We start from the raw sequence: 26,595 nt of genomic DNA on the forward strand, positions 1-26,595 counted from the left end.
ACCGGACCGGCGCTCGGGGGCGCGACGCCGCCCCCGGGTGCCGGTCGGTCCGCGACCGGCCGGCGCCGTGGCCGGACAGGTTGCCGGACGGGCCGGGGTCTCGGGCCCGTCCGGGTGGCTTCCTCAGTCGAGGTAGCCGCGGAGCTGGTCGGCGAAGGCGTGGTCCCGCAGCTTGCTGAGGGTCTTGGACTCGATCTGGCGGATGCGTTCGCGGGTCACGCCGAAGATGCGGCCGATCTCCTCAAGGGTGCGGGGCCGCCCGTCGGCCAGCCCGTAGCGCAGCTGGACCACCTTGCGTTCGCGCTCGCCCAGCGTGGAGAGCACCGCCTCCAGGTGTTCGCGCAGCAGCAGGAACGCGGCGGACTCGACCGGTGAGGCCGCGTCGCCGTCCTCGATGAGGTCACCGAAGGACACGTCGTCCTCCTCGCCGACGGGTGCGTGGAGCGAGACGGGTTCCTGGGCCAGGCGCCGGACCTCGACGACCCGTTCCGGGGTCAGGTCGAGCTGGGCGGCCACCTCTTCGGCGGTCGGCTCGTAGCCGCGTTCCTGGAGCATGCGGCGCTGGACCCGTACGACGCGGTTGATCAGCTCGACGACATGGACCGGGACCCGGATGGTCCGCGCCTGGTCCGCGAGCGCGCGGGACATGGCCTGGCGTATCCACCAGGTCGCGTACGTGGAGAACTTGTAGCCCCGGGCGTAGTCGAACTTCTCGACCGCCCTGATCAGTCCGAGGTTCCCCTCCTGGACGAGGTCGAGCATCGTCAGGCCGCGGCCCACGTACCGCTTGGCGACGGAGACGACGAGGCGCAGGTTGGCCTCGATCAGTCGGCGCTTCGCCATCCGCCCCATGACGACGAGACGGTCCAGGTCGACGGCGAGCCGGGAGTCGGGGTCGGGGGTGCTCGCGAGCCGTTCCTCGGCGAAGAGCCCGGCCTCGACGCGGCGGGCGAGGTCCACCTCGTCGGCCGCGGTGAGCAGCGGTATCCGGCCGATCTCCCGCAGATACTGCCGGAAGAGGTCGGAGGACGGACCACCGGCGTCCGGTCTGCTCCGCGGCTCCGGGAGGTCGGGCACCTCCGACGACTCCTCCATGACCGCGTCGGGTTCCGACGGCGGGTCCACCGCGGTCTCCGGGTGGTGCACGGCCCGGTTCTGCGCCGGAATGGCCGGCACATGCTCGGTCGTCGTCGTCACGGTCCGGGTCTGCACGGGGGCGACCTCCAGGTGATCGCTGCGCGGATCGCGGGGGTGGGGGTCCGCCTTCGTGGACCGTTCGCGCTCCGATGACTCAGGCACCGCCACCCAGTGTGGGGCACGACACATGGCTCCCACGAGGGGCGTGCGACCACTTTCTGGGTCCGGTGCGTGACCGGGCGATTACGGGATGCTGGGGGCGGCCCGTTCCGGGACGCCGCTGCGGTCCCGGGGCCGGAGCGGGCGCGTGGGGCCGGGGGCGCGCGCGCGGGGGTGCGGGGCGCACGCGGGGGTGAGGGTCGTCGGGGGCTCGGGTGCGTGGGCCGGGGGGGGCTCCGGTGCGTGGGCCGTCGGCGCGTGGGGGCGCGGGTCAGAGCGCGTCGGCGCCGTTGGCGCGGAGGGACTGGGCGTACTGCTGGAGCACCCAGACCTCGTTCTGCGCGGCCGCCAGGTCCTCCGGCGCCACATTGCTCCCGAGGCGGGCGAGGCTGCCCTGGACGTCGTTGATCCGGCGGTCCACGGCGCGCAGCCGGACGTGGACGAGCTGCATGCCCGCGTAGGTCTCGTCGATGGACTTGCCGTGGAAGACCTCGACGGCGAGCTCGGTGACGAGGTTGCGCACGGTGTCGTTGGGCGCGGCGTCCAGGACGGCGACCAGATACTCGCGGGTCTCGGCCAGGCCCTGTTCGGCGCCGCCCGCGTCCGCGATGCACTGACGTACGGCGGCGTACGGCGGGGCCGTGAACTCGTCGATGCCGTAGGCGTCGAACGCCGGGGACACCAGGGCGGGCTTCTGGAGGGCGAGCTTGAGCAGCTCGCGCTCGGTGCGGTGGGCGGGGCTGCGGAGGTTGAGCGCGGGGCCCGCGGGCGCGGTGGGCGCCTGGACGGACTGCTGCGCGGCGGAGCCCCGTGAGGGACCGCCCGGCGCGGAGCCCCGGTCGCCCCGCTCGCCCCGGTCGTTGCGGGCCCAGCGGGCGAGCTGCGCGACCCGGTGCACGACGAATTCCTGGTCGAGGATGCCCACGAAACCGGCGAGCTGGACGGCCACCTCGCGCTGCACACTGCTCGTCTTGATCTTGGCGACGACGGCAGCGGCCTCGTCGAGCGCCGCGGCCCGGCCCGCGGGTGTCTCCAGGTCGTAGCGCCGGACGATCTGGCGCAGGGCGAACTCGAAGAGCGGGGTGCGGGGTTCGACCAGGTCGCGGACGGACTCGTCGCCCTTGGCCAGGCGCAGGTCGCAGGGGTCCATGTTGTCCGGGGCGATCGCGATGTAGGTCTCCGCGGCGAACTTCTGGTCGTCCTCGAAGGCCCGCAGGGCGGCCTTCTGACCGGCCGCGTCGCCGTCGAAGGTGAAGATCACCCGGGCGCTGCCGTTGTCCATCAGGAGGCGGCGCAGGATCTTGATGTGGTCGTTGCCGAAGGCGGTGCCACAGGTGGCGATGGCGGTGGTGACCCCGGCCAGATGGCAGGCCATGACGTCGGTGTAGCCCTCGACGACGACGGCGCGGCTGGCCTTGGCGATGTCCTTCTTTGCCAGGTCGATGCCGTACAGCACCTGCGACTTCTTGTAGATCGAGGTCTCGGGGGTGTTGAGGTACTTCGGCCCGTTGTCGTCGTCGCGCAGCTTGCGGGCACCGAAGCCGACGATCTCGCCCGAGGTGTCGCTGATCGGCCACATCAGGCGGCCGCGGAAGCGGTCGATGGGGCCGCGGCGGCCGTCCTGGGACAGACCGGAGGTGATCAGCTCCTTGTCGCTGAAGCCCTTGCCGCGCAGATAGCGGGTGAGGTGGTCCCAGCCCGCGGGGCTGTAGCCGACGCCGAAGTGGGCGGCGGCCGCCTGGTCGAAGCCGCGCCCGGCGAGGAACTTGCGGCCGATCTCGGCTTCGGGGCCGTCCAGCTGCTCCACGTAGAACTGGGCGGCGGCCTTGTGCGCCTCGATCAGCCTGATGCGTTCGCCGCGCTGGTGGGAGGGGTTGTAGCCGCCCTCCTCGTACCGCAGGGTGATGCCCGCCTTGGCGGCGAGGCGCTCGACCGTCTCCGAGAACGTGAGGTGGTCGATCTTCATCACGAAGGCGAGGGTGTCGCCGCCCTCCTGGCAGCCGAAGCAGTGGAAGAGCCCCTTGCTGGGGCTGACCTGGAAGGAGGGTGACTTCTCGTCGTGGAAGGGGCAGAGCCCCTTGAGGTTTCCGCCGCCCGCGTTACGGAGCTGGAGGTATTCGGACACGACGGAGTCGATCGGGACCGCGTCCCGTACCGCCTTCACGTCGTCGTCATTGATCCTGCCAGCCACGGGTGAAGTCTACGGGTGGGCTCGGACAACCGGACGCGGGCCGGACCCGGCGGACCGGTCCGGGGGACGTCCCGGGGGGATGTCCCACGGGCAGGTACCGGGGTGCCGGACGTCCGTGGTGGGTCCGGCACCCCGGATCGCGTCCGCCCGGAGCGGGGCTCCGGGCGGACGCGCGGCGCTCAGAGGAGGGATCCCAGCGGGACCGAGGGGTCGCCCAGCACCTCCGGGTCGATCTGCTGTCCGGCCCGGATCAGCTCCTGGACGGTGTCGGTGACATCCCACACGTTGACGTTCATCCCGGCCAGCACCCGGCGGTCCTTCAGCCAGAAGGCGATGAACTCCCGCTTGCCCGCGTCCCCCCGGATGACGACCTGGTCGTAGCTGCCCGGCGGCGCCCAGCCCGAGTATTCGAGACCGAGGTCGTACTGGTCGGAGAAGAAGTACGGCACCCGGTCGTAGCTGACTTCCTGGCCGAGCATGGCCCGCGCCGCGGCCGGTCCGCCGTTGAGCGCGTTCGCCCAGTGCTCGACCCGCAGCCGGGTACCGAGCAGCGGATGGTCCACCGCGGCGACGTCCCCGGCGGCGTAGATGTGCGGGTCGGAGGTGCGCAGGGAGGCGTCGACGGCGATACCGCCGCCGCGCGAGCGGTCGGCGAGTTCGAGTCCGGCGGCCTCGGCGAGCGCGGTGCGCGGGGCGGCGCCGATCGCGGCCAGCACGTCGTGGGCCGGGTGCTCCTCCCCGTCGTCGGTGCGGGCGGCGAAGACCAGGCCGTCCTGGCCGGTGATCTCGGTGAGGCGGGCGCCGAAGTGGAAGCGGACCCCGTGCTCACTGTGCAGCTCGGTGAAGATCTGGCCCAGTTCGGGGCCGATGACCTGGTACAGCGGGGTCGCCTCCGGCTCGACGACGGTGACCTCGGCGCCGTAGCTCCGGGCCGCCGCCGCGACCTCCAGGCCGATCCAGCCGGCTCCGGCGATCACCAGATGGCCGTTGTCGCGGCCGAGCGCGGACAGGACGTTGCGCAGCCGGTCGGCGTGGGCGAGGCGGCGCAGATGGTGGACGCCGGCCAGGTCCGTGCCCGGGATGTCGAGGCGGCGCGGTTCGGCACCGGTGGCGAGCAGCAGCTTGTCGTAGTGGATGACGGTGTTGTCACCGAGCTGTACGGAGCGGGCGTAGCGGTCGACGGCGGTGACGGGCTGGCCGAGGTGCAGCTCGACGTCGGCGCCCGCGTACCAGGCCGCGTCCTGGACGAAGACGCTGTCGCGCTCCTCCTTGCCCGCCAGGTACCCCTTGGACAGGGGAGGCCGTTCGTACGGATGGTCGCGCTCATCGCCGATGAGGATCACCCGGCCGCTGAAACCCTCCGCCCGGAGTGTTTCGGCCGCCTTCGCTCCCGCGAGTCCTCCGCCGATGATGACGAACGTCCGATGTGCGTCGACCACTTGATGCCTCCTCAGTGCAGTGCTGCGCGGCGCCACCACCTGCGAGCGTCCCGCACGCAGCGTGATGACGAAAGAGGGTGTACCCCGATCAGGTCACACCCAGTGGTCATGGGCCGGTCTGCCGACCCGTGCCGGCTCCGTACGGGCGTGGGGCCCCGGTCCCCGCGGGGAGCCGGAGTCCCGCGCCCGGCGCGGTACGTGTTCCCAGCACACCACGTTCAGTGGTGGCGGACCGTGAGGGCGGCGTGCAGGGAGCGGGCCGATGCGTCGGTGAGGGCGGCGATCTGGTCGACCAGGACCCGCTTGCGGGCCCGGTCGTCGGGCGCCTCGTCGTACAGGGACCGGAACTGCGGCTCCAGGCCCTCCGGGGCGCGGGCGGTGAGAGCGGCGGCCAGCTCCGCGATGACGACCCGCTGGCCGGCGCGGATGACCTCCTGCTCGGCGCGCTGCATCACATAGCGGTCGGCGACCGCCTTGAGCACCGCGCACTCGTTGCGGACCTCGCGCGGGAGCACCAGTTCCGCCCCGTACCGGCCGAGCCGCCCCGGCCCGTACACCTCGCGCGTCGCGGTCTCGGCCGCCTGGCAGAAGCGGCCGATGAGCTGGCTCGTGGCGTCCTTCAGCCGGGCCTGGGCCACGGCGGAGCCGTCGTAGCCGTGCGGCCACCAGTCCTGTTCGAGCAGCCGGTCCAGGGCGTCGGAGAGTTCCTGCGGGTCGGTGTCCGCAGGTACGTAGCGCCCGATGGCGACGGCCCGGATCTCGCGCCGCTCCGGCTCCGCGTGCAGGCAGTTGGGATCGATGTGCCCGGCGTGCAGCCCGTCCTCGAAGTCGTGCACGGAGTACGCGACGTCGTCGGACCAGTCCATGACCTGGGCCTCGAAGCACTTGCGGTCCTGCGGGGCGCCCTTGCGGGCCCACTCGAAGACCGGCAGGTCGTCCTCGTAGACCCCGAACTTCGGTGAGCCGGGGTCGGTGGGGTGGGCGCCGCGCGGCCAGGGGTACTTGGTGGCGGCGTCCAGGGCGGCGCGGGTCAGATTGAGCCCGACGCTGGCCAGTTCCCCGGTCCGGGTGTCGCGGACGAAACGCTTCGGTTCGAGGCGGGTCAGCAGGCGCAGCGACTGGGCGTTGCCCTCGAAACCGCCGCAGTCGGACGCGAAGTCGTTGAGCGCCTGTTCGCCGTTGTGGCCGAACGGGGGGTGGCCCATGTCGTGGGCGAGGCAGGCGGTTTCCACGAGATCGGGATCACAGCCGAGCACGGCGCCGAGCTCCCGGCCGACCTGGGCGCACTCCAGGGAGTGCGTGAGCCGGGTCCGGGGGCTGGCGTCCCAGGCGCTGGAGCGGGTACCGGGCGTCACCACCTGGGTCTTCCCGGCGAGCCTGCGCAGAGCGGCGGAGTGCAGCACCCGGGCCCGGTCGCGCTGGAAGGCGGTACGGCCGGGCCGTTTGTCCTGCTCGGTGTCCCAGCGCTCGGTGTCGCCCGGCCCGTAAGGGCCGGTTCCGGTGTCCTGTGCGGCGTGTGCGCCGTATGCCCCGCGTGCGCCCTGTGTCCCGTCCATGGTCCCGACAGTAGCGACCGGGGCGGACAACGCGCCGGGCACGGGTCCCCGGAGCCGGACGGAGGCCCGCGTCCGTGCGCCCGCCGGGGCGCCGCCGGGTCAGGTCGTGCCCGAGGTGATGGCCGCGGCCGGGCTGCGGCGATGACGGGGATCGGTTCCAGGGCGGTGGAGTGCCGGTTTCCCGGGTCGGCGAACCTTTTGGCCGTTTTGCTCGTCCGATCAGGTGGGACCGCACAGCAGATCGACAGGGGGGGCTCCCATGCGACTCACTCGACCGGCGTGGCCGACGTGGCCGAGGCCGCTGCGACGGCTGCGAGGATCACGGCGGCCGGAAGCGCTCGGGCGGTCCGGGACGGCGCCCCGGCTGCCACTGCCCCGCACCCGGCGCGCGCAGCGGCGAGTGGCGCAGGGTCTGATGCTCGCCTGCGTGGTGGGGATCGCGCCCGCGACCTGGATGCACACCACCGCCGACGCCCGGGTCCGGACCACGGCCGACGCTCCGGCCCGGGACGTCGCCGTGGTGTTCGGGGCCGGGCTGTGGAAGGGGAGACCCTCGCCCTATCTCGCGCACCGGCTGGACGCCGCCGCCGAGCTGTACCGGACCGGCAAGGTGAAGGTCGTGCTGGTCACCGGGGACAACAGCCGGGAGGAGTACGACGAGCCGGACGCGATGCGCACGTATCTCGCCGGGCGCGGGGTGCCGGACGCGCGGATCGTGAGCGACTTCGCCGGGTTCGACACCTGGGACTCGTGTGTACGGGCCAAGAAGATCTTCGGGGTCGACCGGGCCGTCCTGGTGAGCCAGGGCTTCCACATCCGGCGGGCGATCGCCCTGTGCCGGTCCGCCGGTATCGACGCGTACGGGGTCGGGGTCGACGCGAAGCGCGATGCGACCTGGTACTACGGCGGGGCGCGGGAGATCTTCGCGGCGGGGAAGGCGGCCGTGGACGCGGTGTTCACACCCGATCCGCGCTTCCTGGGGCCCGAGGAACCGGGAGTGACGGAGGCCCTCGCCGCCGGAAAGCGGTGAGCCGGGGGGGCGGCGGGGGTGAGCGCGGACCGGAGTGAGCACGGGCGCGGTGAGCGCGGGCGCGGTGAGCGCGGGCACGGTGAGCGCGGGCACGGTGAGCGCGGGCACGGTGAGCGCGGGCACGGTGAGCGCGGGCACGGTGAGCACGGGCGCGGTGAGCACGGGCGCGGTGAGCACGGGCGCGGTGAGCACGGGCGCGGTGAGCACGGGCGCGGTGAGCGCGGACCGGCGTGAAACGGACAGCGGTGTGCGGGGGCGTCGGCCGCAAGGGCCGGACCGCACCCGTGGGCCGGGCCGGGCCGGCCCTCCGGCCGCCCCGGCCCTCGGCCCGGTTGTCACGGGTGGCGGAGTTCAGGGTGTGGGCGCTCCGGGTGGCGGCCGCCCGGTGGTCCACCGCCCGTCGGGGATGAGAGTGCCGCCGGTGTGCAGCGAGCGGGTGACGGCCGCCGCCGCCAGATAGACCCAGGCGTGCACCGGCCCGTCGGGCGCCCGGCCGACCGACTCCAGTGCCTCGGGCTCCGGACCGTGCACCGGCTCTTCGGGCGCCGGGACCTCGACCTCCCGGATCACCCGCTCGTACAGGTTGCGCGGGTGCCCCGGCCCCAGGTACTCCTCCAGATGGTCGAGCAGCCCCAGCAGCTCCCCGTACACCCCCGGCACCGCCCTGATGAGGGTGCCGTGGACCGTGCCGTCGCCCTCGATGGCGTACGGGTATCCGGGGCCGTCGTAGAGCAGGGCGCCCGGCAGCACGGCCGGCCGCTCCCCGGCCGTACGCCCCCGCAGGAAGAGGTCGTGGTTGGGTTCACCGGGGAGCAGCGTGCCGTACACGAAGAACGGCAGCTCGGCGGCGGATCCGGACTCCGGCGGGGCGGCGCTCACGCCCGCCGTCACAGAGCGGTTTCGGGCGCCGTCTCCGCCGTCACCCAACCGAGGTAACGGGCGCTGCCGCGGACCACCGGAATCGCGATGATCTCCGGGATGTCGTAGTCGTGCGCCGCCCGGATGTGGTCCTCCAGTTCGTCGTAGCGCTCGGCCGTCGTCTTCAGGAGGACCTGCCACTCCTCATTGGTCTCGATGGCGTTCTGCCACCGGTAGACCGAGGAGACGGGCGCGGAGATCTGGGCGCAGGCGGCGAGCCGCGCCTCCACCGCGCCCCGCGCCAGGGCGTGGGCCTTGTCCTCGCTGTCCGTCGTGGTCAGTACGGTCAGCCATGCCGGCGCTGTCATCGTCGGTCTCCTCGGGGTACGGGGGCTCCTGCCCCCTCTCGGCCTCCCCCCGATTGTCGGCCCGAACCGGCTCAGGCGCCGTACGGGCGCCTCACCTTGGCCTCGCGCAGGGCGTGTCCCCACCAGACCAGCTGGTCGAGCAGCGTCTTCGCCGCCGCGTCGGGGACCGCGGGGTCCTTGTGCCGTCCCTCGTCGTCGAAGAGGGCGCCCGCGTTGTGGAACGAGATGGTGTCGCGTACGGAGACCGCGTGCAGTTCGGCGAAGACCTGACGGAGGTGTTCGACGGCCCGCAGCCCTCCGGAGACCCCGCCGTACGAGACGAAGGCGACGGGTTTGGCCTGCCATTCGGTGTAGTGCCAGTCGATGAGGTTCTTCAGCGAGGCGGGGAAGGAGTGGTTGTACTCGGGGGTGAGGACGACGAAGGCATCGGCCTGCGCCAACCGGGGTGTGACCTCGGCGAGTCGGGCGAGCGTCGCGGCGTCCGGGCTGTAGGAGAGGGTGTACGGCAGGTCGACTTCGGCGACATCGATCAGGTCGGTCTCGATGTCCGGGTGGTCCGCCGTGTGGGCGAGGAACCAGTCGGCGACGACCGGGCCGAAGCGCCCGTCGCGGGTGCTGGCGAGGATGACGGCCACCTTCAGCGGGGCGGCGGTCGTGACGGGTGACACAGGCGTGTTGAGGTCCATGCCGGAGAGACTCGCGCCTCAACCAGGGTTGAGGTCAAGCCTCGCCGCCGGGAAGTGCCGCGGCATACGGTGGACCGCATGACAACTCCCGCACCGGCGCCGTACGTCGAGGTCAATGGGCACCCGGCCACCGAGGAGGATCTGCGGATCCCGGCCTTCTTCGACTACGGCCACTTCACGGCCATGCAGATCAGGGACGGAAGGGTGCGCGGCCTCGCCCTCCACCTCGACCGCCTGGACCGTGCGAGCCGCGAACTGTTCGCGCTCGCGCTGGACGGGGAGCGGGTACGGGAGCTGATCCGGCACGCCCTGGACGGGGCCGGGGTCCGGGACGCCTCCACCCGGGTCCACGGCTTCCTGCCGCCGGGCGACACGGAGACGACGCTCATGGTCACGGTGCGCGCGCCCGCGCGAATGGCCACCACCGCGAAGAGCCTGATGTCGGTGCCGTACGCACGGGTGGTTCCGCACATCAAGCGCCCCGGCGAATTCGGGCAGACCTATTACGGCCGGCAGGCCGAGCGGGCGGGTTTCGACGAGGCACTGCTGACCGCGCCCGGCGGTGTGGTGACCGAGGGCGCGATCACCAACATCGGTTTCTGGGACGGCACTTCGGTGGTGTGGCCGCAGGCACCCGCGCTGACCGGCATCACCATGGCGCTCCTGGAGAGCGGGCTGGCCCGAACGGACCGGCCGTCGGTACGGCGCCCGGTGACCCTGGACGGCCTCGGTGCGTACCGGGCGGCCTTCGTCACCAACTCGCAGGGCATCGCTCCGGTCCGGCGGATCGACGACACGGAGTTCGCGGTCGACGAGGAGCTGATGGGGCAGCTGACGAAGGTGTACGAGGACGCGCCCTGGGACACCGTCTGAGCCGAGGCGCACGGCGCCGGGGCGGCCGGACCCGAGGACGCCGGGGTGCACGCCGGGGCGACGGGACATGAGGGACGGGGCCACCGGGGCCGTCCGGCCGCCGGGCCGGTGCAGGAGCATGGGGGCATGCAGATCCATATCGAAGCCTCCGATCTCCCGGGCCGCACCTGCGGCCCCGACACCGACTTCCCCGGTTTCGACAACATCCACGTCGGCGTGCAGCGCAAGGACAGGCCCGACGAGCTGCTCGACCCGCACCCGGGCGACGCCCCGTCCGCCACCTGGACGCTGGACTGCGCGGCGACGGCCACGGCGGACGGCATCGAGGTCACCGGGCCGTACGTCCAGAACCGGCTGGGCGGGCGCTTCGTCTATCTGTCATGGGGGACGGTGGACGACACCGGCCTGTTCAGCATGTTCCGGCGCGCCAAACTGATGTTCAGCGACATCGATCCGGCCGTCCTCGAAGCCGCCGCCCGGACCGGTCACCTCACCGCGCGACTGCCGCTCACCGACGCCAAGGGACAGCCGCTGTGCGCCCGGGTGCGCCCGCCGCTCATCACCTGGACCGCCACGAACGGCCTGTGACGCCGGAACGCCGCAGCCACCGGGCCCGGCGGAGGGGCCGTGCGACTCCCGGACGGCAAGAAACCGCCCCCACCGGGCCCAGGGGGGGTGGGCCGGTGGGGGCGGTTGCCGTGGGGGCGGCGGTGGTAATCCGTCCCGTGGGGGGGTGTCACACATGTGCCCGGCACCACTGGAGCCATTCCTGTGACGTACGTCACATTCCAGATGTACGTCTCACTCGATCGGCACCACACAGCGGCGGGCGGACCGTACGGACCGGCCGCACCGCCACGACCTGCGCGGACACCCTCCGGCACGGGTGCCGCACCAGGCCGTACGGGTGAAAGCTGATCGGACGTCAGAAGGCAGGGACGGCGGGGCGCCCGTTATCTCGGAAGCAGGACACACCCGCTCGCGCCGTCTGCACGGAGGATCCCCATGCGCAGTCCTGCCCGCCTCGTGACCGGCACCGCTTCCGCCGCGCTCACCGTCATGGCGCTCGGTCTCACCGCCGCCGCCGCTCCCGCGTACGCGGGAGACCTCGGCCGGCTGGAGATCACCCCGGCGTCCGCCGCGCCGGGCGCCACGGTCACCGTGAACACCACCGCCTGCGGCCCCAAGGGATCGGGCATCGGCGACGCGAACTCCCTGGACGCCGGGGACTTCGAGGTGCGCCCCGGCACCCACAAGGAGTCCGCGGTCGGCCAGTTCACGGTCCCGCACGGCACGGAGCCCGGAACGTACGAGATCGGCGTCTCCTGCGACAACGGCAAGGAGGCCGCGGGCGACCTCGAAGTGATCGCCGGGGGCAAGCACACCCCGCCGGAATCCAAGCCCGAGCAGCCCTCCGAGCACGACCAGTCCTCCGAGCACGACCGGCCCTCCGGGCACGTGAAGACCGGGGTCGGCGGCAGCGTGGGGCCCGACACCACGCAGATCACGGCGGGCATCGGCGTCCTCGGCGCGGCGACCGTCGGCGGGGTGTGGCTGATGCGCCGCCGCTCCGACGGCACCCAGGGCGGCTGATCCGGGGAGCGGGCCCGGCCCCCGGGCCGCGCCGAAACGGCCCGAGGGCCGGGCCCGCCCCTCCTCAACGGCACGACACGACACGACAACGGCATGACACGACCAAGGACGACGACGTGTCCCAGAAGGCGCAGAAGGCCAAGGGCTGGCTGGTGGGCATCGCCGTACTGAGCGGAATCTGGCTCATCCAGAACGGCTCCGCCACCCAGCTGATCCCGCCCCAGCCGTCCACCGCCCAGGCCTTCGCCGCCGGGCCGCAGCTCCAGCCCGGCTCCCCGGTCGCCGAACCGCTGCGGCCCTCCGCGCCGGTCCGCATCCGCATCCCGGGCATCGACGTGGACGCGCCGATGATGCGGCTGGGCCTGGGTGCCGACGGGAGCCTCGACGTGCCGCCGGCCGGGAACCGCAACATCGCCGGCTGGTACAAGGACGGCGTCCCGCCCGGCGCCAAGGGCACCGCGATCGTCGCCGGGCATGTGGACAACGAGCGGGGCCCCTCCGTCTTCTACGCGCTGGGGGCCCTGAAGAAGGGCACCGCGGTCGAGGTCGTCCGCGAGGACGGCCGCACGGCGGTCTTCTCGATCGACGCGATCGAGGTGTACGAGAGCGAGGACTTCCCGGACCAGCGGGTCTACGGCGACTCGCCGCACGCCTCGCTGCGGCTGATCACCTGCGGCGGCGGCTTCAACAAGGAGACCGGCTACCGGGGCAACGTGGTGGCGTACGCACACCTCACCGAGGTGCGCTGAACCGAGGGACCTGAGTACCGGGACACCGGAGTACCGGGACACCCGCGTACCGGGGCGCCGGAGTACCGGGACACCCGCGTACCGGGGCGCCGGAGTACCGGGGTGCGCCACGGAACGGAGCTAGGCCGTCCACTGGTCGAAGCCGAGCTTGGCGACCAGCCCGAACACCACCACCAGCAGCACCCCGCGGACGAAGTCGCTGCCCTTGCGCAGGGCCATGCGCGCGCCGATCATGCCGCCCGCCAGATTGAACACAGCCATCACGGCGGCCAGTTGCCACAGCACGGTGCCCTGGTAGGCGAACATCGCCAGCGCCCCGCCGTTCGTGCACACATTGACGATCTTGGCGGTGGCGGAGGCGGTCACCAGATCCAGATGGAGCACCGCGGTCAGCGCCAGCACCAGGAAGGTGCCCGTACCCGGCCCGAACAGTCCGTCGTAGAAGCCGATGCCTCCGCCGACCAGCACGATCGCGGTGACCGTACGGGCCCGGGTGACCTTCCTGTCCGTACCGTCGCCCGCCGCCGCCGTACCGAACGCCGGCCGCAGCATCACGAAGGCCGCGACCCCCAGCAGCACCACCATGATCACCGGGCGCAGCACGTCGCTGCTGATCCCGGCGGCGAAGAACGCCCCGGTCATCGACCCGGCCAGGGCCATCAGCCCGATCCGGACGGCCGTCCCCACCTGGACCGGCGCCTTGCGCACATACGTCACGGCGGCGCCCGAGGTGCCGACGATCGCGACCGCCTTGTTGGTGCCGAGGATCTGGGCGGCCGGGACCTGCGGCAGGCCGAGCAGCAACGCGGGCAGGAGCAGCAGCCCACCGCCGCCGACCACCGCGTCGATCCAGCCCGCCACGGCGGCGGCGAGGCAGAGCAGTATCAGGGTGGTCAGGGTGATCTCGGGCATGTACTCGACACTAGGCGACACCTCCGCGCCGCCCTCACACGGCCCGGTCGCCCGCACGCGGACCCGCTCGCCCCGGACCGGTCCGACGACGAGGTCCGCGTACGGTTCTCCGTGTGCGCGGGGAGCCCGAGCGCTCCGCGCCGTACGCCTGGAGCCCGAACGGACGAACCGTATCCACGCGCCCTTCACCGGTTGTTGACGCACCGTCAACCCCCTCGCTCTACTGTCCTGACGCGCGACTCGCCGGACCGACCGGACCGGCGGGCCCTCCCGTCATTCGTGGAGTGATCGTGGAACGTCGGACCTTCTTGCGCACAGCCGTGATCGGCAGCTCGGCGGCGGCCTTCGGCGGCACCCTGTGGCGGGGTGCCGCCTTCGCCGACCCGGCCCAGCCGGGCACCGGCCCGTACGGCGCGCTGCAGGCGGCCAACGGCAACGGCATCCAGCTGCCGAGCGGCTTCAGCAGCCGGATCGTCGCCCGTTCGGGGCAGACCGTGACCGGGACCTCGTACAGCTGGCACAGCGCTCCCGACGGCGGGGCGACGTACGCCGACGGCACCGGCTGGATCTATGTGTCCAACGCCGAGGTGTCCTCGGGCAGCGGCGGCGGGGCGAGCGCCGTGCGCTTCGACTCCTCGGGCACCGTCACCTCCGCGTACCGGATCCTGTCCGGCACCAACAACAACTGCGCGGGCGGGAAGACCCCGTGGAACACCTGGCTGTCCTGCGAGGAGGTGACCCGGGGGTACGTCCACGAGACCGACCCGTGGGGCGTGAAAGCGGCGGTACAGCGGCCCGCGCTGGGCCGTTTCAAGCACGAGGCCGCGGCGTCCGACCCGGACCACGGGTACGTCTACCTCACCGAGGACGAGTCCGACGGGCGCTTCTACCGGTTCCGGCCCACGACGTGGGGCAACCTCGCGAGCGGCACGCTCCAGGTGCTGGTGGCCGGCACCGGCACCTCGGGCCCGGTGACCTGGGCGACCGTCCCCGACCCGGACGGCTCCCCCACCCAGACCCGCTACCAGGTCTCCGGCGCCAAAGTCTTCAACGGCGGCGAGGGCTGCTTCTACGCCGCGGGCACCTGCTGGTTCACCACCAAGGGCGACAACCGGGTGTGGGCGTACGACGCCGGCGCCTCATCCCTGTCGCTCGCCTACGACGACTCCCTGGTCAGCGGCGGCGCTCCGCTGACCGGCGTGGACAACGTGACGCGGTCCGCCTCGGGCGACCTCTATGTCGCGGAGGACGGCGGCAACATGGAGATCTGCCTGATCACCCCGGACGACACCGTCGCCCCGTTCCTGCGGATCACCGGCCAGTCCGGCTCGGAGATCACCGGACCCGCGTTCTCCCCGGACGGCACCCGGCTCTACTTCTCCTCGCAGCGCGGCACCAGCGGGAGTTCGTCGGGCGGCATCACGTACGAGGTGAAGGGCCCGTTCCGCACCTGATACGGCTGGGGCGCGCGGGGTCGGCCGAGGCGCCCGGTACGGCCGGAGACGCGCCCGACACGGCTGCCGCGGTGTTCCGGGGTGAGACGCCCGGAGCACCGCGGCGGGAGCGCCGGAGGATCAGCCCTCGCCCACGACGGCCTCCGGGTCCATCCACATGACTTCCCAGAGGTGGTGGTCGGGGTCCTGGAAGGAACGGCCGTACATATAGCCCTCGTCCATGGGGTCGTTGGCCGGGAACCCTCCGGCGGCGAGCGCGGCGTCGGCGACTTCGTCGACCTTGGCGCGGCTTTCGGCGCTCAGACAGAGGATGACCTCCGTCGACTTCGCGGAGTCGGCGATGTCCTTCTTGGTGAACTCCTTGAAGCGCGACTCGGTGATGAGCATGAAGAAGATCGTGTCGCTGATGACCAGGCAGGCCGCTGTTTCGTCGGTGAACTGCGGGTTGACGTCGTACCCGAGCTTTCCGAAGAAGTTCTTCGACGTCTCCAGGTCCTTCACCGGCAGGTTCACGAAGATCATCTGAGGCATGACTGTCTCGCTTCTCGTTTCGGTGGCGCCATGGCCCCCGAACCATGCGCTATATGACCTTTTGTCCCGTTCCACGTTACCCAGTAGGGCTTCATCGGGCTTCGCCGGCGCTTCATGGAGGGCCTCGGCCTGCGGGGCCGCGCGCCCGAGGGCGCCTGCCGCCCGGCGGGTCAGGAGAGGGCGAGCGGAGCGCCGCCCCTGAGCAGCGAGCCGCCCAGCGGGGTGAGCGTGTGCAGGACCGAGCTGCCGTGGCGCAGGGTGAGGACCAGGCCCGCCTCGCGCAGCACGGAGGCGTGCTGGCTGGCCGATGCCAGGGACACCCCGGCCCTGCGGGCGAGCTCGCTCGTCGTACAGCCGTTGCCGATGGCCTGGAGGACGGCGGAGCGGGTGTGCCCGACGAGCCGGCCGAGCCACGGACCGGGTTCGGCGAAGAACGGGGCGCCGTGATGGGTCACCGGGTAGACGAGGACGGGCGGGAGGCTGGGGTCGCGGTAGACGACCGGGGTGCCCCGGCAGAAGAACGACGGCTGGAGCAGCAACCCCCGCCCGTTCAGGTGCAGTTCGCGGTCGACGGGATAGTCCGCCTCCAGCACGGGTGAGCGCCACCGGATCATGGGCGGCAGGGTGGCCAGCAGCCCGTCCGCGCCCCCGTCCAGCAGGGCGCGGCCCCGGATGGCCCGGTCGGCCTCGATGCTCGCCCGGATGTGCGGCCAGTACGGTTCGACGGCGGCGCGGTGGTAGCTGCGCAGGGCGCCTATGAGACGGCCGAGCGGTTCGGTGCGGCCCGAGAGCGCCTCCAGCAGGGCTTCGGGCGAGCGGCCGGGCGCACCGTGGGCCCGCTCGCCCGGCGGCCGTCCACCTCGTTGCCGCCCGGCGGCCAGCAGGGCCAGTTCCTGGTGGAGCCGGTCGGCGGGGGTGTCACGGAGGGCTTCTATTCCGACATCGAGGCCGAAGGGCTCGCTGCCTTCCCGGGAAGGCGTCAGGAAATCCGGGAAATAACCGCGCGGTGGAACTACCGCGGCCAGCAGGTGTGCTTCACCATTCAACCGGGCCCGGGATTCCGTTCGCCATTTCCCGAACACCGTGGAAGCGCGTCGGTCTCTCAATCGATGGAAACTGAGAATGGTTTCCCACAATGCGTCGGGCCTGGTGGCCATCCGCACCTTGGAAAGGTCCGACCCGGACACATGGATACGCAGCACCGTTCCCCCACCTGTTGCACCGCAATCGCCCCCACCAAAGGGTATGCGGGCAGTCACAGGAGGTCACCACGGGGTTTCGGCCACAGTTGAAACGTCTCGCCCCGTTCCGCTTCACCCGAAAGGCTGTACGGCGTCGGGTACGAATCCGGCGCCACCGGAAGAACGCGTGAAGGCCGTGGGGGGCTTTGTGTGTTCGGCGGCGGTCGGCGACGGTGCGGCTCCGTGCCCGGCGGGGGTAAGCCGGGTGCGGTCCATGGGTGGGGATCCATGGGCCGCACCCCGGTCCTTACGTCTTCTTTCTTTGCGCACTAAACGGAGCAGGGGAAGCGGAACGGGGCGGAGAGGGCCGGGGGCGGATTCGGCCGGGCGCCCCGAAGCGCCGGAGCGAATAGACATAGGAGGTCTGCGGCGCGAAACGGCGCGAGCCCCCCTTCGTCCGGACGCAGCCGTACCCCGGCGGACGGGGACCGCGGAACCCACGCCTCACCACCCCGCAGACACCGCCGCCACCCCGCGCGGCACCCCGCCGCAGACACCGCACGGCACCACCCCGCAGACACCGCCGCCACACCGCACACCGCACGCCGCACGCCGCACGAGCGAAACGGCGGCACCCCCGCACAGGGTGCCGCCGTCTCTCGGTGGTGGTCCTCGGCGCCGTGTCAGCGGCCCCCGCCGCTCGGGCGGCCCCCGCGTCAGCGGCTGTCGCTGCCCCGCGGATCCGCGGCGGCCCTGCCCGCCTCCAGGCGTGCCACCGGGATACGGAACGGCGAGCAGGAGACGTAGTCCAGGCCCACCTCGTGGAAGAAGTGCACCGACTCCGGGTCCCCGCCGTGCTCGCCGCAGACGCCGAGCTTGAGGTCGGGGCGGGTCGCCCGGCCCGCCTCGACGGCGCTGCGCACCAGCGCGCCCACGCCGTCCTTGTCGATCGTCTCGAACGGCGACACCCCGAAGATGCCCTTCTCCAGGTACGCGGTGAAGAACGATGCCTCCACGTCGTCACGGGAGAAGCCCCACACCGTCTGGGTCAGGTCGTTCGTGCCGAACGAGAAGAACTGGGCCGCCTCGGCGATCTGGCCCGCGGTCAGCGCGGCGCGCGGCAGCTCGATCATCGTGCCGATGGTCAGCTTCAGGTTGGTGCCGGTGGCCGCCTGGACCTCGGCGATGACCCGGTCGGCCTCCTCGCGGACGATCTCCAGCTCCTGGACCGTGCCGACGAGCGGAATCATGATCTCGGGGCGCGGGTCGCCCTTGGCGTTCTTGCGCTGGGCGGCCGCCTCGGCGATGGCGCGCACCTGCATCGCGAACAGACCTGGGATGACCAGGCCCAGACGTACCCCGCGCAGGCCCAGCATCGGGTTCTGCTCGTGCAGCTTGTGGACCGCCTGGAGCAGGCGCAGATCGTTCTCGTTGGCGTCGTTGCGGGACTCGGCGAGCGCGACCCGTACCGAGAGCTCGGTGATGTCGGGCAGGAACTCGTGCAGCGGCGGATCGAGCAGCCGTACGGTGACGGGCAGCCCGTCCATCGACTCGAACAGCTCGATGAAGTCGGCCTTCTGCAACGGCAGCAGCGTGGCCAGGGCGGCCTCGCGCTCGGCGTCGGTGTCCGCGAGGATCAGCTTCTCGACCATCTCGCGGCGCTCGCCGAGGAACATGTGCTCGGTGCGGCACAGGCCGATGCCCTGGGCCCCGAAGCGCCGGGCCCGCAGGGCGTCCTCGGCGTTGTCCGCGTTGGCCCGTACGCGCAGCCGGCGCACCCGGTCCGCGTACGCCATGATCCGGTGCACGGCGGCGACCAGTTCGTCGGCGTCGTCGGCGCCCGCGTGCATCCGGCCCTCGAAGTACTCGACGACCGGGGACGGCACGACGGGTACCTCACCGAGGTACACCTTGCCGTTGGAGCCGTCGATGGAGACGACGTCGCCCTCCTCGATCACCCGGCCGCCCACCGTCATCCGGCGCCGCTTGGTGTCGACCTCCAGGTCCTCGGCGCCGCAGACACAGGTCTTGCCCATGCCCCGGGCGACGACCGCGGCGTGCGAGGTCTTGCCGCCGCGGGAGGTCAGGATGCCCTCGGCGGCGATCATGCCGTCGAGGTCGTCCGGGTTGGTCTCGCGGCGGATGAGGATGACCTTCTCGCCGGAGCGGGACCACTTGACGGCCGTGTACGAGTCGAAGACCGCCTTGCCGACGGCGGCGCCCGGGGACGCGGCGATCCCGCGGCCGAGCAGCTCGGTCGTGGCCTCGTGGTCGAAGCGGGGGAACATCAGCTGCGCGAGCTGCGCCCCGTTGACGCGCTGGAGCGCCTCCGCCTCGTCGATCAGGCCCTGGTCGACGAGCTGGGTGGCGATCCGGAAGGCGGCACCCGCGGTGCGCTTGCCGACCCGGGTCTGGAGCATCCACAACTGACCGCGCTCGATGGTGAACTCGATGTCGCAGAGATCCTTGTAGTGGGTCTCCAGCTTCTCCATGATCTGCATCAGCTGGTCGTACGACTTCTTGTCGATCGACTCCAGCTCGGCGAGCGCCACGGTGTTGCGGATACCGGCGACGACGTCCTCGCCCTGCGCGTTCTGCAGGTAGTCGCCGTAGACGCCCTGGTGGCCGCTGGCCGGGTCACGGGTGAAGGCCACCCCCGTACCGGAGTCGGGACCGAGGTTGCCGAAGACCATCGAGCACACGTTGACGGCCGTGCCGAGGTCGCCGGGGATGCGCTCCTGGCGGCGGTAGAGCTTGGCCCGGTCGGTGTTCCACGAGTCGAAGACCGCGTTTATGGCGAGGTCCATCTGCTCCCGCGGGTCCTGCGGGAAGTCGCGTCCGGCCTCCGCCCCGACGATCTTCTTGAACTTCGCGACGAGCTTCTTCAGGTCGGCGGCGGCGAGGTCCGTGTCGACGCTGACCTTCTTGGCGGTCTTCGCGGCCTCCAGCGCCTCCTCGAAGAGGTCGCCGTCGACCCCGAGGACGGTCTTGCCGAACATCTGGATGAGGCGGCGGTAGGAGTCCCACGCGAAGCGCTCGTCGCCCGCCTGGGCGGCGAGACCGACGACGGAGGCGTCGGAGAGGCCGATGTTGAGGACGGTGTCCATCATGCCGGGCATCGAGAACTTGGCGCCGGAGCGGACGGAGACCAGCAGCGGGTCGTCGGCCTGGCCGAGCCTCTTGCCCATCCGCGCTTCGAGCGCCGCGAGGTGCGCGCTCACCTCTTCGCGCAGCGCCGCGGGCGCCTCGCCGCTGTCGAGGTAGACCTTGCACGCCTCGGTGGTGATGGTGAAGCCCGGAGGGACGGGCAGCCCGAGGTTGGTCATCTCGGCGAGGTTGGCGCCCTTGCCGCCCAGGAGGTCCTTCAGATCCTTGTTGCCCTCGGTGAAGTCGTAGACGAACTTCTGGGGATCTTTGTTTTCCGACACGGGTCTCGACTCCTCGAGGACGCGGTGGCTGCCCTGACGGCGAGGAACATACCCAGATCGAAGGTGTCTGGGTACGTCCACTTGCGCGTCATGCGGTCTCAACCACCCGTCCGCCAGCAGATCGAAAGTGACGACGCCGATCCGCCGACCGGACCACTGCCTTCACTTCTTGAATGAACAGGCACGCACAGCAACAGATACCACTCGGCTCATCCACGGTGCGTGGCGAAGACTTCAGCCGATCAAACCAAAGCCACCTGGCACCGAGTGCCATCATTTGAGAAGTACACCTCCCCATACGATGCTCATCTGAGCCACCACCCCCTCAGGAGTGGCGCGAATCACGCTACCGGTGATGCTCAGATGTCACCATCCGGACGCCCCGATGACGTCACTGGGTCACGCCGGAAGCACCAAGAGCGACCTGCGGGGCGACATCGGGGCCGAGCGGCGCCCCAGGGCGGTCGGGCACCGGCGATTTCCCGCCGAACCTTGCCGAACCTCGCCGCATCTGGCGCTCAAACGAGCAAGGGCAGGAAGCAGGCACCCGGTGCCTGCCGCCTGCCCTCCGGGCACAGCGTGTGACGGGCTCAGCCGCCCGAGGTGTCCAGCTCCGCGTCGGCGCTCACGCCCGCGCAGTCGTAGGGGTCCTTCAGCCAGCCGTCCGGCAGGACGACCCGGTTGTTGCCCGAAGTGCGCCCGCGCGGCCCGTCGGCGCCGTCCGGCCAGGGCTGGTCCAGGTCCAGTTCGCGCAGCTGACCGCCCAGTTCCTCCAGCGAGGAGGTGACCGCCAGCTTCTTGCGCATCTCGGAGCCGACGGAGAAGCCCTTGAGGTACCAGGCCACGTGCTTGCGGAAGTCGATCACGCCACGGGTCTCGTCGCCGATCCACTCCCCCAGCAGCGTCGCGTGACGCAGCATGACGTCCGCGACCTCGCGCAGCCCCGGCGCCCGCCGCGTCGGCGTCCCCTCGAAGGAGCTCACCAGGTCGCCGAAGAGCCAGGGACGCCCCAGGCAGCCCCGGCCGACGACCACCCCGTCGCAGCCCGTCTCGCGCATCATCCGGCGCGCGTCGTCCGCGCACCAGATGTCGCCGTTGCCGAGGACCGGGATCTCCGGGACGTGCTCCTTGAGGCGCGCGATGGCGTCCCAGTCGGCGGTGCCGCCGTAGTGCTGGGCCGCGGTCCTGCCGTGCAGGGCGACGGCCGTGACGCCCTCCTCGACGGCGATGCGACCCGCGTCGAGGTAGGTGATGTGGTCGTCGTCGATGCCCTTGCGCATCTTGATGGTGACCGGAAGCGCGCCCGCGTTGGAGACGGCCTGGTGCAGGATGGCCCGCAGCAGGGGCCGCTTGTACGGGAGCGCGGAGCCGCCGCCCTTGCGGGTGACCTTGGGGACCGGGCAGCCGAAGTTCAGGTCGATGTGATCGGCGAGGTCCTCGTCGACGATCATCCGGACCGCCTTGCCGACGGTGACCGGGTCCACTCCGTACAGCTGGATGGAGCGCGGGGTCTCGCTCGCGTCGAAGTGGATGAGCTGCATGGTCTTCTCGTTGCGCTCGACCAGCGCCCGCGTCGTGATCATCTCGCTGACGAACAGCCCCTTGCCGCCGGAGAACTCCCGGCACAGGGTCCGGAACGGGGCGTTGGTGATACCGGCCATGGGGGCGAGCACCACCGGCGGCTGCACGGTGTGCGGGCCGATGCGGAGCTGCGGGAGCGCGGGGGCGAGCGTGGTCATTCCCCCATTGTCCCGTACGACGGGGGCTCGGCCGCTGCCAGGGACCACAGGCGCTCCAGACGCTCCCGGGTGACGGCGTCGGCGGGCGGGTAGCTCACCAGCCGCGGGCCGCTGCCGGGGCCGAGCCAGAGGTTGGTGTGCTCGACGTGGAGCAGCCCCACCTCCGCGTTGCGGATGTACTTGGTCCGGCCGCCCTGGTTCACGACCTCGTGCCGCTCCCAGACCTCGCGGAATTCGGCCGACTCCGTTTCGAGCCGCTTGAGCAGCGCCTTCCACGCGGGCTCGGCGAGATGACCGGCCATAGAGGCACGGAACTTGGCCGCCATGGTGCGGTTGACCTCGGGAAGGTCGACGACCGAGGCCCGCCAGTCGGCGTCGGTGAAGGCCAGGATCATGCAGTTGCGGTCCTCGGGCGGCAGGGCGTCGAGGTCGCAGAGCAGCCGCCCGTAGGTGCGGTTGTACGCGAGGATGTCGTACCGGCTGTTCTGGACGCAGGCCGGGATGGGTTCCAGCTGCTCCAGCAGGGTGCGCAGCGCCGGGGTGACGCTGGGGCACTCGGTGCCCGGTGCCGGGTCGGTGGCGCCGGAGAGCGCGAACAGGTGGGAGCGCTCGCTCCGGTCGAGCAGCAGGGCACGGGCGAGGGCGTCGAGGACCTGGGGCGAGACCTGGATGTCGCGTGCCTGCTCCAGCCACGTGTACCAGGTGACGCCGACCGCGGAGAGCTGGGCGACCTCCTCCCGGCGCAGCCCGGGGGTGCGTCTGCGCCGGCCCCGGACCAGGCCGACCTGCTCGGGGGTGATCCGTTCGCGGCGGCTGCGCAGGAAGCCCGCGAGTTCCTGCCGCCGGATGTCGGACTCGGGCGCCATGGTCGTCATCCTTCCAGCCTGCCGAAGCGATCGGCAGGATGCCAGGTACTCGTTGTACCAGGATAAGGAGACTCTGGTACCAGGCTGGGAACGGGGCGAGAGTCGATGCTGTGAGTGAATCCTCCGTACGAACGCACACCCGCGCACGGGCCCTCCGGGCGGCCCGTGCGAAGCCTGCCGCCGCCGGGACCCCGGTGGCCCGGCACGATCACCCCACCCCGGTGCTCGGATCGCTCGGGCTGTTCACCGTGCTGCTCGGGGCGGCCCTGCCGCTGATCGACTTCTTCATCGTCAATGTCGCGCTGCCCACGATCGACCACAGCCTGGACGCGGGACCGGCCCTGCTCGAACTCGTCGTCGCGGGCTACGGACTCAGTTACGCGGTCCTGCTCGTGCTCGGCGGACGGCTCGGCGACATGGCGGGCCGCCGCAGGCTCTTCCTGCTGGGCATGGCCGCGTTCGGGCTGACCTCGCTCGCCTGCGGGCTGGCCCCGGACGCCTGGACTCTCGTCGGGGCGCGGGTGGCACAGGGCGCCTCCGCGGCACTGATGCTGCCGCAGGTGCTCGCCACCATCCAGGCGTCGACGGCCGGTCACCGGCGGGCGCGGGCGATGAGCCTGTACGGGGCGACTGCCGGGCTCTCCATGGTCGCGGGCCAGATCCTGGGCGGGGTGCTGGTCGCCGCCGCCCCGATGTCCTCGGTGTTCGGCGAGAGCGCGGGCTGGCGGTCGGTGTTCCTGGTGAACGTTCCGGTGGCCGCGGTGGGGCTCGTCCTGGCCGCGCGTGCCGTGCCGGAGACCCGTTCCAAGCGGCCCGCGCCGATCGACGTACCGGGGACGCTGCTGCTGGCCCTGTCGCTGGTGACGCTGCTGGCGCCGCTGACGGAGGGGCGTGCCGCGGGGTGGCCGGTGTGGACGTGGGTGTCGCTGGGACTGTTCCCGTTCGCCGCGTACGCCTTCTACCGGGTGGAGCGGCGGGCCGACCGGCTCGGGCGGACGCCGTTGGTGCCGCCGAGCCTGCTGCGGCTCGAATCGCTGCGGCGGGGGCTCGCGCTGGTGGTGCCGTTCTCGATCGGTTTCGGCGGCTTCATGTTCGTGATCGCGGTGGCGCTCCAGCAGGGCCTGAAGCTGGGCCCGGCGGCCGCGGGGCTCTCCCTGGCGCCGATGGCGGTGGCCTTCTTCGCCGCCTCACTGGCCGGTCCGCGGCTGGTACGCAGGTTCGGCAGCCGGGTCGTGACGGCGGGCGGGCTGATCCAGGGGCTGGGCGTGGTGGTGCTGGCGCTCACCGTGTGGCTCCGGTGGCCCGCACTCGGACTGCCGGGGCTGCTGCCGGGCGTCGCGGTCGCCGGTCTGGGGCAGGGGCTTCAACTCCCCGTCCTGCTGCGCATCGTGCTCTCCGACGTACCGGCCGAACGGGCGGGCGTGGGCGGCGGTGTGATGACGACGGCGCAGCAGGCGGCGCTGGCGCTGGGCGTGGCGACGCTCGGGACGCTGTTCCTCGCGCTGGTGCCGGGCTCGGGGATGCGGGACGCGCTGATCGTGACACTGCTGGTGCAGCTGGCGGCGGTGGCGTTGACGACCCTGCTGAGCCTGCGGCTGCCGCGCACGGTGGGCTGAGGGCGAAGACGGGAGTGGGCCCGGTTCACCTGAGGTGATCCGGGCCCACGGTCGTACGGGAAGCCGAGAAGGCGTCAGCTGCCGGCGGGGGCGTCCTGCTGTGCCGCCGGGCCGGCTGCCGCGGCGTCGTCCGACGGTGCGGCCTGGGCACCCTCGGCGCGCTCGCGCATCTTGCGCAGCAGCTCCTGCTTCTTCTCCTCGGCCGTCTTGCGGTCGGCGTTGCGCGCGGGACCCGCGCCCTGCTGTTCGGCGCGGGACAGCTTCTTGCGCTGTCCGCCCACACCGAGGAGGTTGTTGCGGCTCTTTGCCACGGCGTTCTCCCATTCGTGGTGAGAAGTGAGGAATGAACTGATCTGGATCGATCCGGTGGGCGGCGGGTGGTCGAGCCCGCCGCGCTCTCACTCGTAGATCTGGAAGAACGAATACATGAGGGGAACCGTACCGCGACCGGGGTGGAGCCACGTACCCGATTTCCGGGCCGCTCAGGCCGTCGGGTCGACCGTCGCCAGATGGGCCTCGGCCAGGTGTTCCCCGGCCTTCAGCCAGGGCAGGAACTGCGCCACGATGTGCCACCCGCAGGTGTCGCAGGTCAGTTGCCGCCGCGTCCCCGACTTCCTTACCTGGACGGTATGTTCACCGCCGTGCTGATCCCATCTGGTGACCTTGCTCGTGGTCGTGGACGGCATGCGTGCCTCCTGTGGGGGAGCGTGGGCCCCAGTGTGCAACGAAGCCCCCGGCTCCGTACACGGAACCGGGGGCTTCGCCGCTGTGCGGGTGCGGGGCGTCAGCAGCCGAGCAGACGGGCGCCCAGGTAGGCCTGGATCTGGTCCAGGGAGACGCGCTCCTGCTGCATGGTGTCGCGCTCGCGCACGGTCACCGCGTTGTCGTCGAGGGTGTCGAAGTCGACGGTGACGCAGAACGGCGTACCGATCTCGTCCTGGCGACGGTAGCGGCGGCCGATGGCGCCCGCGTCGTCGAACTCGATGTTCCAGTTCTTGCGCAGGTCGGTGGCCAGGCCCTTGGCCTTCGGCGAGAGCTGCGGGTTGCGGGACAGCGGCAGGACCGCGACCTTGACCGGCGCCAGGCGCGGGTCGAGGCGCATCACGGTGCGCTTCTCCATGACGCCCTTGGCGTTGGGCGCCTCGTCCTCGATGTACGCGTCCAGCAGGAAGGCCAGCAGCGAGCGGCCGACACCGGCGGCGGGCTCGATGACGTACGGAGTCCAGCGCTCGCCGGCCTCCTGGTCGAAGTACGACAGGTCGGTGCCCGAGGCCTTGGAGTGCGCCTTGAGGTCGTAGTCCGTGCGGTTGGCGACGCCTTCCAGCTCGCCCCACTCACTGCCGCCGAAGCGGAAGCGGTACTCGATGTCAGCGGTGCGCTTGGAGTAGTGCGAGAGCTTCTCCGCCGGGTGCTCGAACCAGCGCATGTTCTCCTCGCGCATGCCCAGGCCGGTGTACCAGTTCCAGCGCTGCTCCATCCAGTATTCCTGCCACTGCTCGTCCTCGCCCGGCTTGACGAAGAACTCCATCTCCATCTGCTCGAACTCGCGGGTGCGGAAGATGAAGTTGCCCGGCGTGATCTCGTTCCGGAAGGACTTGCCCATCTGGGCGATGCCGAACGGCGGCTTCTTGCGCGAAGTCTGCTGGACCTGGCCGAAGTTGGTGAAGATGCCCTGCGCGGTCTCGGGGCGCAGGTAGGCGACCGAGCCGGAGTCCTGGGTCGGGCCGAGGTGCGTGGAGAGGAGGCCCGAGAACTGCTTGGGCTCGGTGAACGTGCCCTTGTTGCCGCAGTTGGGGCAGTTGAGGTCGGCGAGCCCGTTGACCGGGGGCTTGCCGTGCTTCTCCTCGTACGCCTCTTCCAGGTGGTCGGCGCGGTAGCGCTTGTGACACGAGGTGCACTCGGTGAGCGGGTCGGAGAAGGTGGCGACATGGCCGGAGGCGACCCAGACCTCGGGGGCCAGGATGACCGACGAGTCGAGACCGACCACGTCCTCGCGCGAGGTGACCATGTAACGCCACCACTGACGCTTGAGGTTCTCCTTCATCTCCACGCCCAGCGGCCCGTAGTCCCAGGCGGCCTTCTGGCCACCGTAGATCTCACTGCAGGGGTAGACGAAGCCACGGCGCTTGCTCAGGCTGACGATGGTGTCGATCTTGTCGGCGGCCACGGTGCTCTCTTCATTACGACGGTGAAATGGGACAGGGGCGGCGCGGAGCGCCTCGATGGGGG

23 protein-coding genes are annotated in these 26,595 nt (G+C 71.5%); 7 read left to right on the forward strand and 16 right to left on the reverse strand.

Features of this window, described 5'->3' with window-relative positions; translation table 11 throughout:
• Positions 1-123: 123 nt before the first annotated feature.
• The 4 genes from OG251_RS11845 to OG251_RS11860 all read right to left on the reverse strand — a co-directional run bounded on the left by OG251_RS11845 (position 124) and on the right by OG251_RS11860 (position 6,482).
• Positions 124-1,212 (reverse strand): RNA polymerase sigma factor, encoded by a 1,089-nt coding sequence (locus OG251_RS11845; RefSeq protein WP_326681230.1) that lies wholly within the window; start codon positions 1,210-1,212, stop codon positions 124-126.
• A gap of 355 nt (positions 1,213-1,567) precedes the next feature.
• Entirely contained in the window at positions 1,568-3,487 is a 1,920-nt protein-coding gene (gene dnaG, locus OG251_RS11850; RefSeq protein WP_326677128.1) for a DNA primase, read from the reverse strand.
• A 179-nt stretch (positions 3,488-3,666) separates the two neighbouring features.
• The gene (locus OG251_RS11855) at positions 3,667-4,926 is read right to left on the reverse strand and encodes an NAD(P)/FAD-dependent oxidoreductase (RefSeq protein ID WP_326677129.1); all 1,260 of its coding nucleotides are present in this window, start codon (positions 4,924-4,926) and stop codon (positions 3,667-3,669) included.
• 218 nt (positions 4,927-5,144) lie between these two features.
• Positions 5,145-6,482 carry a deoxyguanosinetriphosphate triphosphohydrolase gene (locus tag OG251_RS11860; protein WP_326677130.1) on the reverse strand — a complete coding sequence of 446 codons (1,338 nt, stop codon included), beginning with the start codon at positions 6,480-6,482 and terminating at the stop codon, positions 5,145-5,147.
• 259 nt (positions 6,483-6,741) lie between these two features.
• Between OG251_RS11860 and OG251_RS11865 the strand changes: the two genes are divergently transcribed.
• Entirely contained in the window at positions 6,742-7,512 is a 771-nt protein-coding gene (locus OG251_RS11865; RefSeq protein WP_442818323.1) for a SanA/YdcF family protein, read from the forward strand.
• A gap of 351 nt (positions 7,513-7,863) precedes the next feature.
• Here the strand turns inward: OG251_RS11865 and OG251_RS11870 are convergent, their stop codons facing one another.
• From OG251_RS11870 to OG251_RS11880, 3 genes are all read right to left on the reverse strand, one after another.
• Positions 7,864-8,403 (reverse strand): gamma-glutamylcyclotransferase family protein, encoded by a 540-nt coding sequence (locus OG251_RS11870; RefSeq protein ID WP_442818324.1) that lies wholly within the window; start codon positions 8,401-8,403, stop codon positions 7,864-7,866.
• Positions 8,400-8,738, reverse strand: a complete 339-nt coding sequence (gene cutA / locus OG251_RS11875) for a divalent-cation tolerance protein CutA (RefSeq protein ID WP_073724584.1) — start codon at positions 8,736-8,738, stop codon at positions 8,400-8,402. The genes OG251_RS11870 and cutA overlap by 4 nt, the downstream gene beginning before the upstream one ends.
• A gap of 71 nt (positions 8,739-8,809) precedes the next feature.
• On the reverse strand, positions 8,810-9,424 hold the full coding sequence (locus OG251_RS11880; protein WP_326677132.1) for an NADPH-dependent FMN reductase: 615 nt from the start codon (positions 9,422-9,424) through the stop codon (positions 8,810-8,812).
• A 78-nt stretch (positions 9,425-9,502) separates the two neighbouring features.
• Here OG251_RS11880 and OG251_RS11885 point away from each other — a divergent pair, with 78 nt between their 5' ends.
• The 4 genes from OG251_RS11885 (at position 9,503) to OG251_RS11900 (ending at position 12,639) form a co-directional block, all read left to right on the forward strand.
• Positions 9,503-10,297 (forward strand): aminotransferase class IV family protein, encoded by a 795-nt coding sequence (locus tag OG251_RS11885; RefSeq protein ID WP_326677133.1) that lies wholly within the window; start codon positions 9,503-9,505, stop codon positions 10,295-10,297.
• Between the two features lie 126 nt (positions 10,298-10,423).
• Positions 10,424-10,885 (forward strand): DUF5990 family protein, encoded by a 462-nt coding sequence (locus OG251_RS11890; protein ID WP_326677134.1) that lies wholly within the window; start codon positions 10,424-10,426, stop codon positions 10,883-10,885.
• Between the two features lie 417 nt (positions 10,886-11,302).
• On the forward strand, positions 11,303-11,890 hold the full coding sequence (locus OG251_RS11895) for a hypothetical protein (protein ID WP_326677135.1): 588 nt from the start codon (positions 11,303-11,305) through the stop codon (positions 11,888-11,890).
• Positions 11,891-12,006: 116 nt separating this feature from the next.
• On the forward strand, positions 12,007-12,639 hold the full coding sequence (locus OG251_RS11900) for a class F sortase (protein WP_326677136.1): 633 nt from the start codon (positions 12,007-12,009) through the stop codon (positions 12,637-12,639).
• Positions 12,640-12,759: 120 nt separating this feature from the next.
• Here the strand turns inward: OG251_RS11900 and OG251_RS11905 are convergent, their stop codons facing one another.
• Entirely contained in the window at positions 12,760-13,551 is a 792-nt protein-coding gene (locus OG251_RS11905; protein WP_326677137.1) for a sulfite exporter TauE/SafE family protein, read from the reverse strand.
• Positions 13,552-13,841: 290 nt separating this feature from the next.
• On the opposite strand from OG251_RS11905, the gene OG251_RS11910 reads away from it, so the two are divergent.
• Positions 13,842-15,005 (forward strand): alkaline phosphatase PhoX, encoded by a 1,164-nt coding sequence (locus tag OG251_RS11910; protein ID WP_326677138.1) that lies wholly within the window; start codon positions 13,842-13,844, stop codon positions 15,003-15,005.
• Positions 15,006-15,125: 120 nt separating this feature from the next.
• Here OG251_RS11910 and OG251_RS11915 read toward each other — a convergent pair whose 3' ends face one another.
• The 5 genes from OG251_RS11915 to OG251_RS11935 form a co-directional block, all read right to left on the reverse strand.
• The gene (locus OG251_RS11915) at positions 15,126-15,536 is read right to left on the reverse strand and encodes a VOC family protein (RefSeq protein ID WP_326677139.1); all 411 of its coding nucleotides are present in this window, start codon (positions 15,534-15,536) and stop codon (positions 15,126-15,128) included.
• Positions 15,537-15,706: 170 nt separating this feature from the next.
• Complete coding sequence (locus OG251_RS11920; RefSeq protein ID WP_326677140.1) at positions 15,707-16,738, reverse strand: ArsR/SmtB family transcription factor; 1,032 nt, start codon at positions 16,736-16,738, stop codon at positions 15,707-15,709.
• 695 nt (positions 16,739-17,433) lie between these two features.
• Positions 17,434-20,145, reverse strand: a complete 2,712-nt coding sequence (gene ppdK / locus OG251_RS11925) for a pyruvate, phosphate dikinase (protein WP_326677141.1) — start codon at positions 20,143-20,145, stop codon at positions 17,434-17,436.
• Between the two features lie 590 nt (positions 20,146-20,735).
• Positions 20,736-21,884, reverse strand: a complete 1,149-nt coding sequence (gene dusB, locus OG251_RS11930) for a tRNA dihydrouridine synthase DusB (protein WP_326677142.1) — start codon at positions 21,882-21,884, stop codon at positions 20,736-20,738.
• Positions 21,881-22,759, reverse strand: coding sequence for an MmyB family transcriptional regulator (locus OG251_RS11935; RefSeq protein WP_326677143.1), 879 nt, complete (start codon positions 22,757-22,759; stop codon positions 21,881-21,883). The genes dusB and OG251_RS11935 overlap by 4 nt, the downstream gene beginning before the upstream one ends.
• Before the next feature lie 101 nt (positions 22,760-22,860).
• On the opposite strand from OG251_RS11935, the gene OG251_RS11940 reads away from it, so the two are divergent.
• Positions 22,861-24,366 (forward strand): MFS transporter, encoded by a 1,506-nt coding sequence (locus OG251_RS11940; RefSeq protein WP_442818325.1) that lies wholly within the window; start codon positions 22,861-22,863, stop codon positions 24,364-24,366.
• A 74-nt stretch (positions 24,367-24,440) separates the two neighbouring features.
• Here OG251_RS11940 and OG251_RS11945 read toward each other — a convergent pair whose 3' ends face one another.
• The 3 genes from OG251_RS11945 to OG251_RS11955 form a co-directional block, all read right to left on the reverse strand.
• Complete coding sequence (locus OG251_RS11945) at positions 24,441-24,677, reverse strand: DUF6243 family protein (RefSeq protein WP_326677144.1); 237 nt, start codon at positions 24,675-24,677, stop codon at positions 24,441-24,443.
• Between the two features lie 171 nt (positions 24,678-24,848).
• Positions 24,849-25,052 (reverse strand): hypothetical protein, encoded by a 204-nt coding sequence (locus OG251_RS11950; RefSeq protein WP_326677145.1) that lies wholly within the window; start codon positions 25,050-25,052, stop codon positions 24,849-24,851.
• 98 nt (positions 25,053-25,150) lie between these two features.
• Positions 25,151-26,533 (reverse strand): glycine--tRNA ligase, encoded by a 1,383-nt coding sequence (locus OG251_RS11955; protein ID WP_073724554.1) that lies wholly within the window; start codon positions 26,531-26,533, stop codon positions 25,151-25,153.
• Positions 26,534-26,595 lie beyond the last annotated feature (62 nt).

This window comes from Streptomyces sp. NBC_01237 (assembly GCF_035917275.1).
GTDB lineage: Bacteria > Actinomycetota > Actinomycetes > Streptomycetales > Streptomycetaceae > Streptomyces.

What these genes read in the sequence shown, in the direction of transcription:
- OG251_RS11880 (WP_326677132.1), bottom strand. Translation starts at nt 9,424, where the DNA reads ATGGACCTCAACACGCCTGTGTCACCCGTCACGACCGCCGCCCCGCTG.
- OG251_RS11860 (WP_326677130.1), bottom strand. Translation starts at nt 6,482, where the DNA reads ATGGACGGGACACAGGGCGCACGCGGGGCATACGGCGCACACGCCGCA.
- OG251_RS11865 (WP_442818323.1), top strand. Translation starts at nt 6,742, where the DNA reads ATGCGACTCACTCGACCGGCGTGGCCGACGTGGCCGAGGCCGCTGCGA.
- OG251_RS11950 (WP_326677145.1), bottom strand. Translation starts at nt 25,052, where the DNA reads ATGCCGTCCACGACCACGAGCAAGGTCACCAGATGGGATCAGCACGGC.
- OG251_RS11890 (WP_326677134.1), top strand. Translation starts at nt 10,424, where the DNA reads ATGCAGATCCATATCGAAGCCTCCGATCTCCCGGGCCGCACCTGCGGC.
- OG251_RS11905 (WP_326677137.1), bottom strand. Translation starts at nt 13,551, where the DNA reads ATGCCCGAGATCACCCTGACCACCCTGATACTGCTCTGCCTCGCCGCC.
- dusB (WP_326677142.1), bottom strand. Translation starts at nt 21,884, where the DNA reads ATGACCACGCTCGCCCCCGCGCTCCCGCAGCTCCGCATCGGCCCGCAC.
- cutA (WP_073724584.1), bottom strand. Translation starts at nt 8,738, where the DNA reads ATGACAGCGCCGGCATGGCTGACCGTACTGACCACGACGGACAGCGAG.
- OG251_RS11915 (WP_326677139.1), bottom strand. Translation starts at nt 15,536, where the DNA reads ATGCCTCAGATGATCTTCGTGAACCTGCCGGTGAAGGACCTGGAGACG.
- OG251_RS11935 (WP_326677143.1), bottom strand. Translation starts at nt 22,759, where the DNA reads ATGACGACCATGGCGCCCGAGTCCGACATCCGGCGGCAGGAACTCGCG.
- OG251_RS11885 (WP_326677133.1), top strand. Translation starts at nt 9,503, where the DNA reads ATGACAACTCCCGCACCGGCGCCGTACGTCGAGGTCAATGGGCACCCG.
- OG251_RS11895 (WP_326677135.1), top strand. Translation starts at nt 11,303, where the DNA reads ATGCGCAGTCCTGCCCGCCTCGTGACCGGCACCGCTTCCGCCGCGCTC.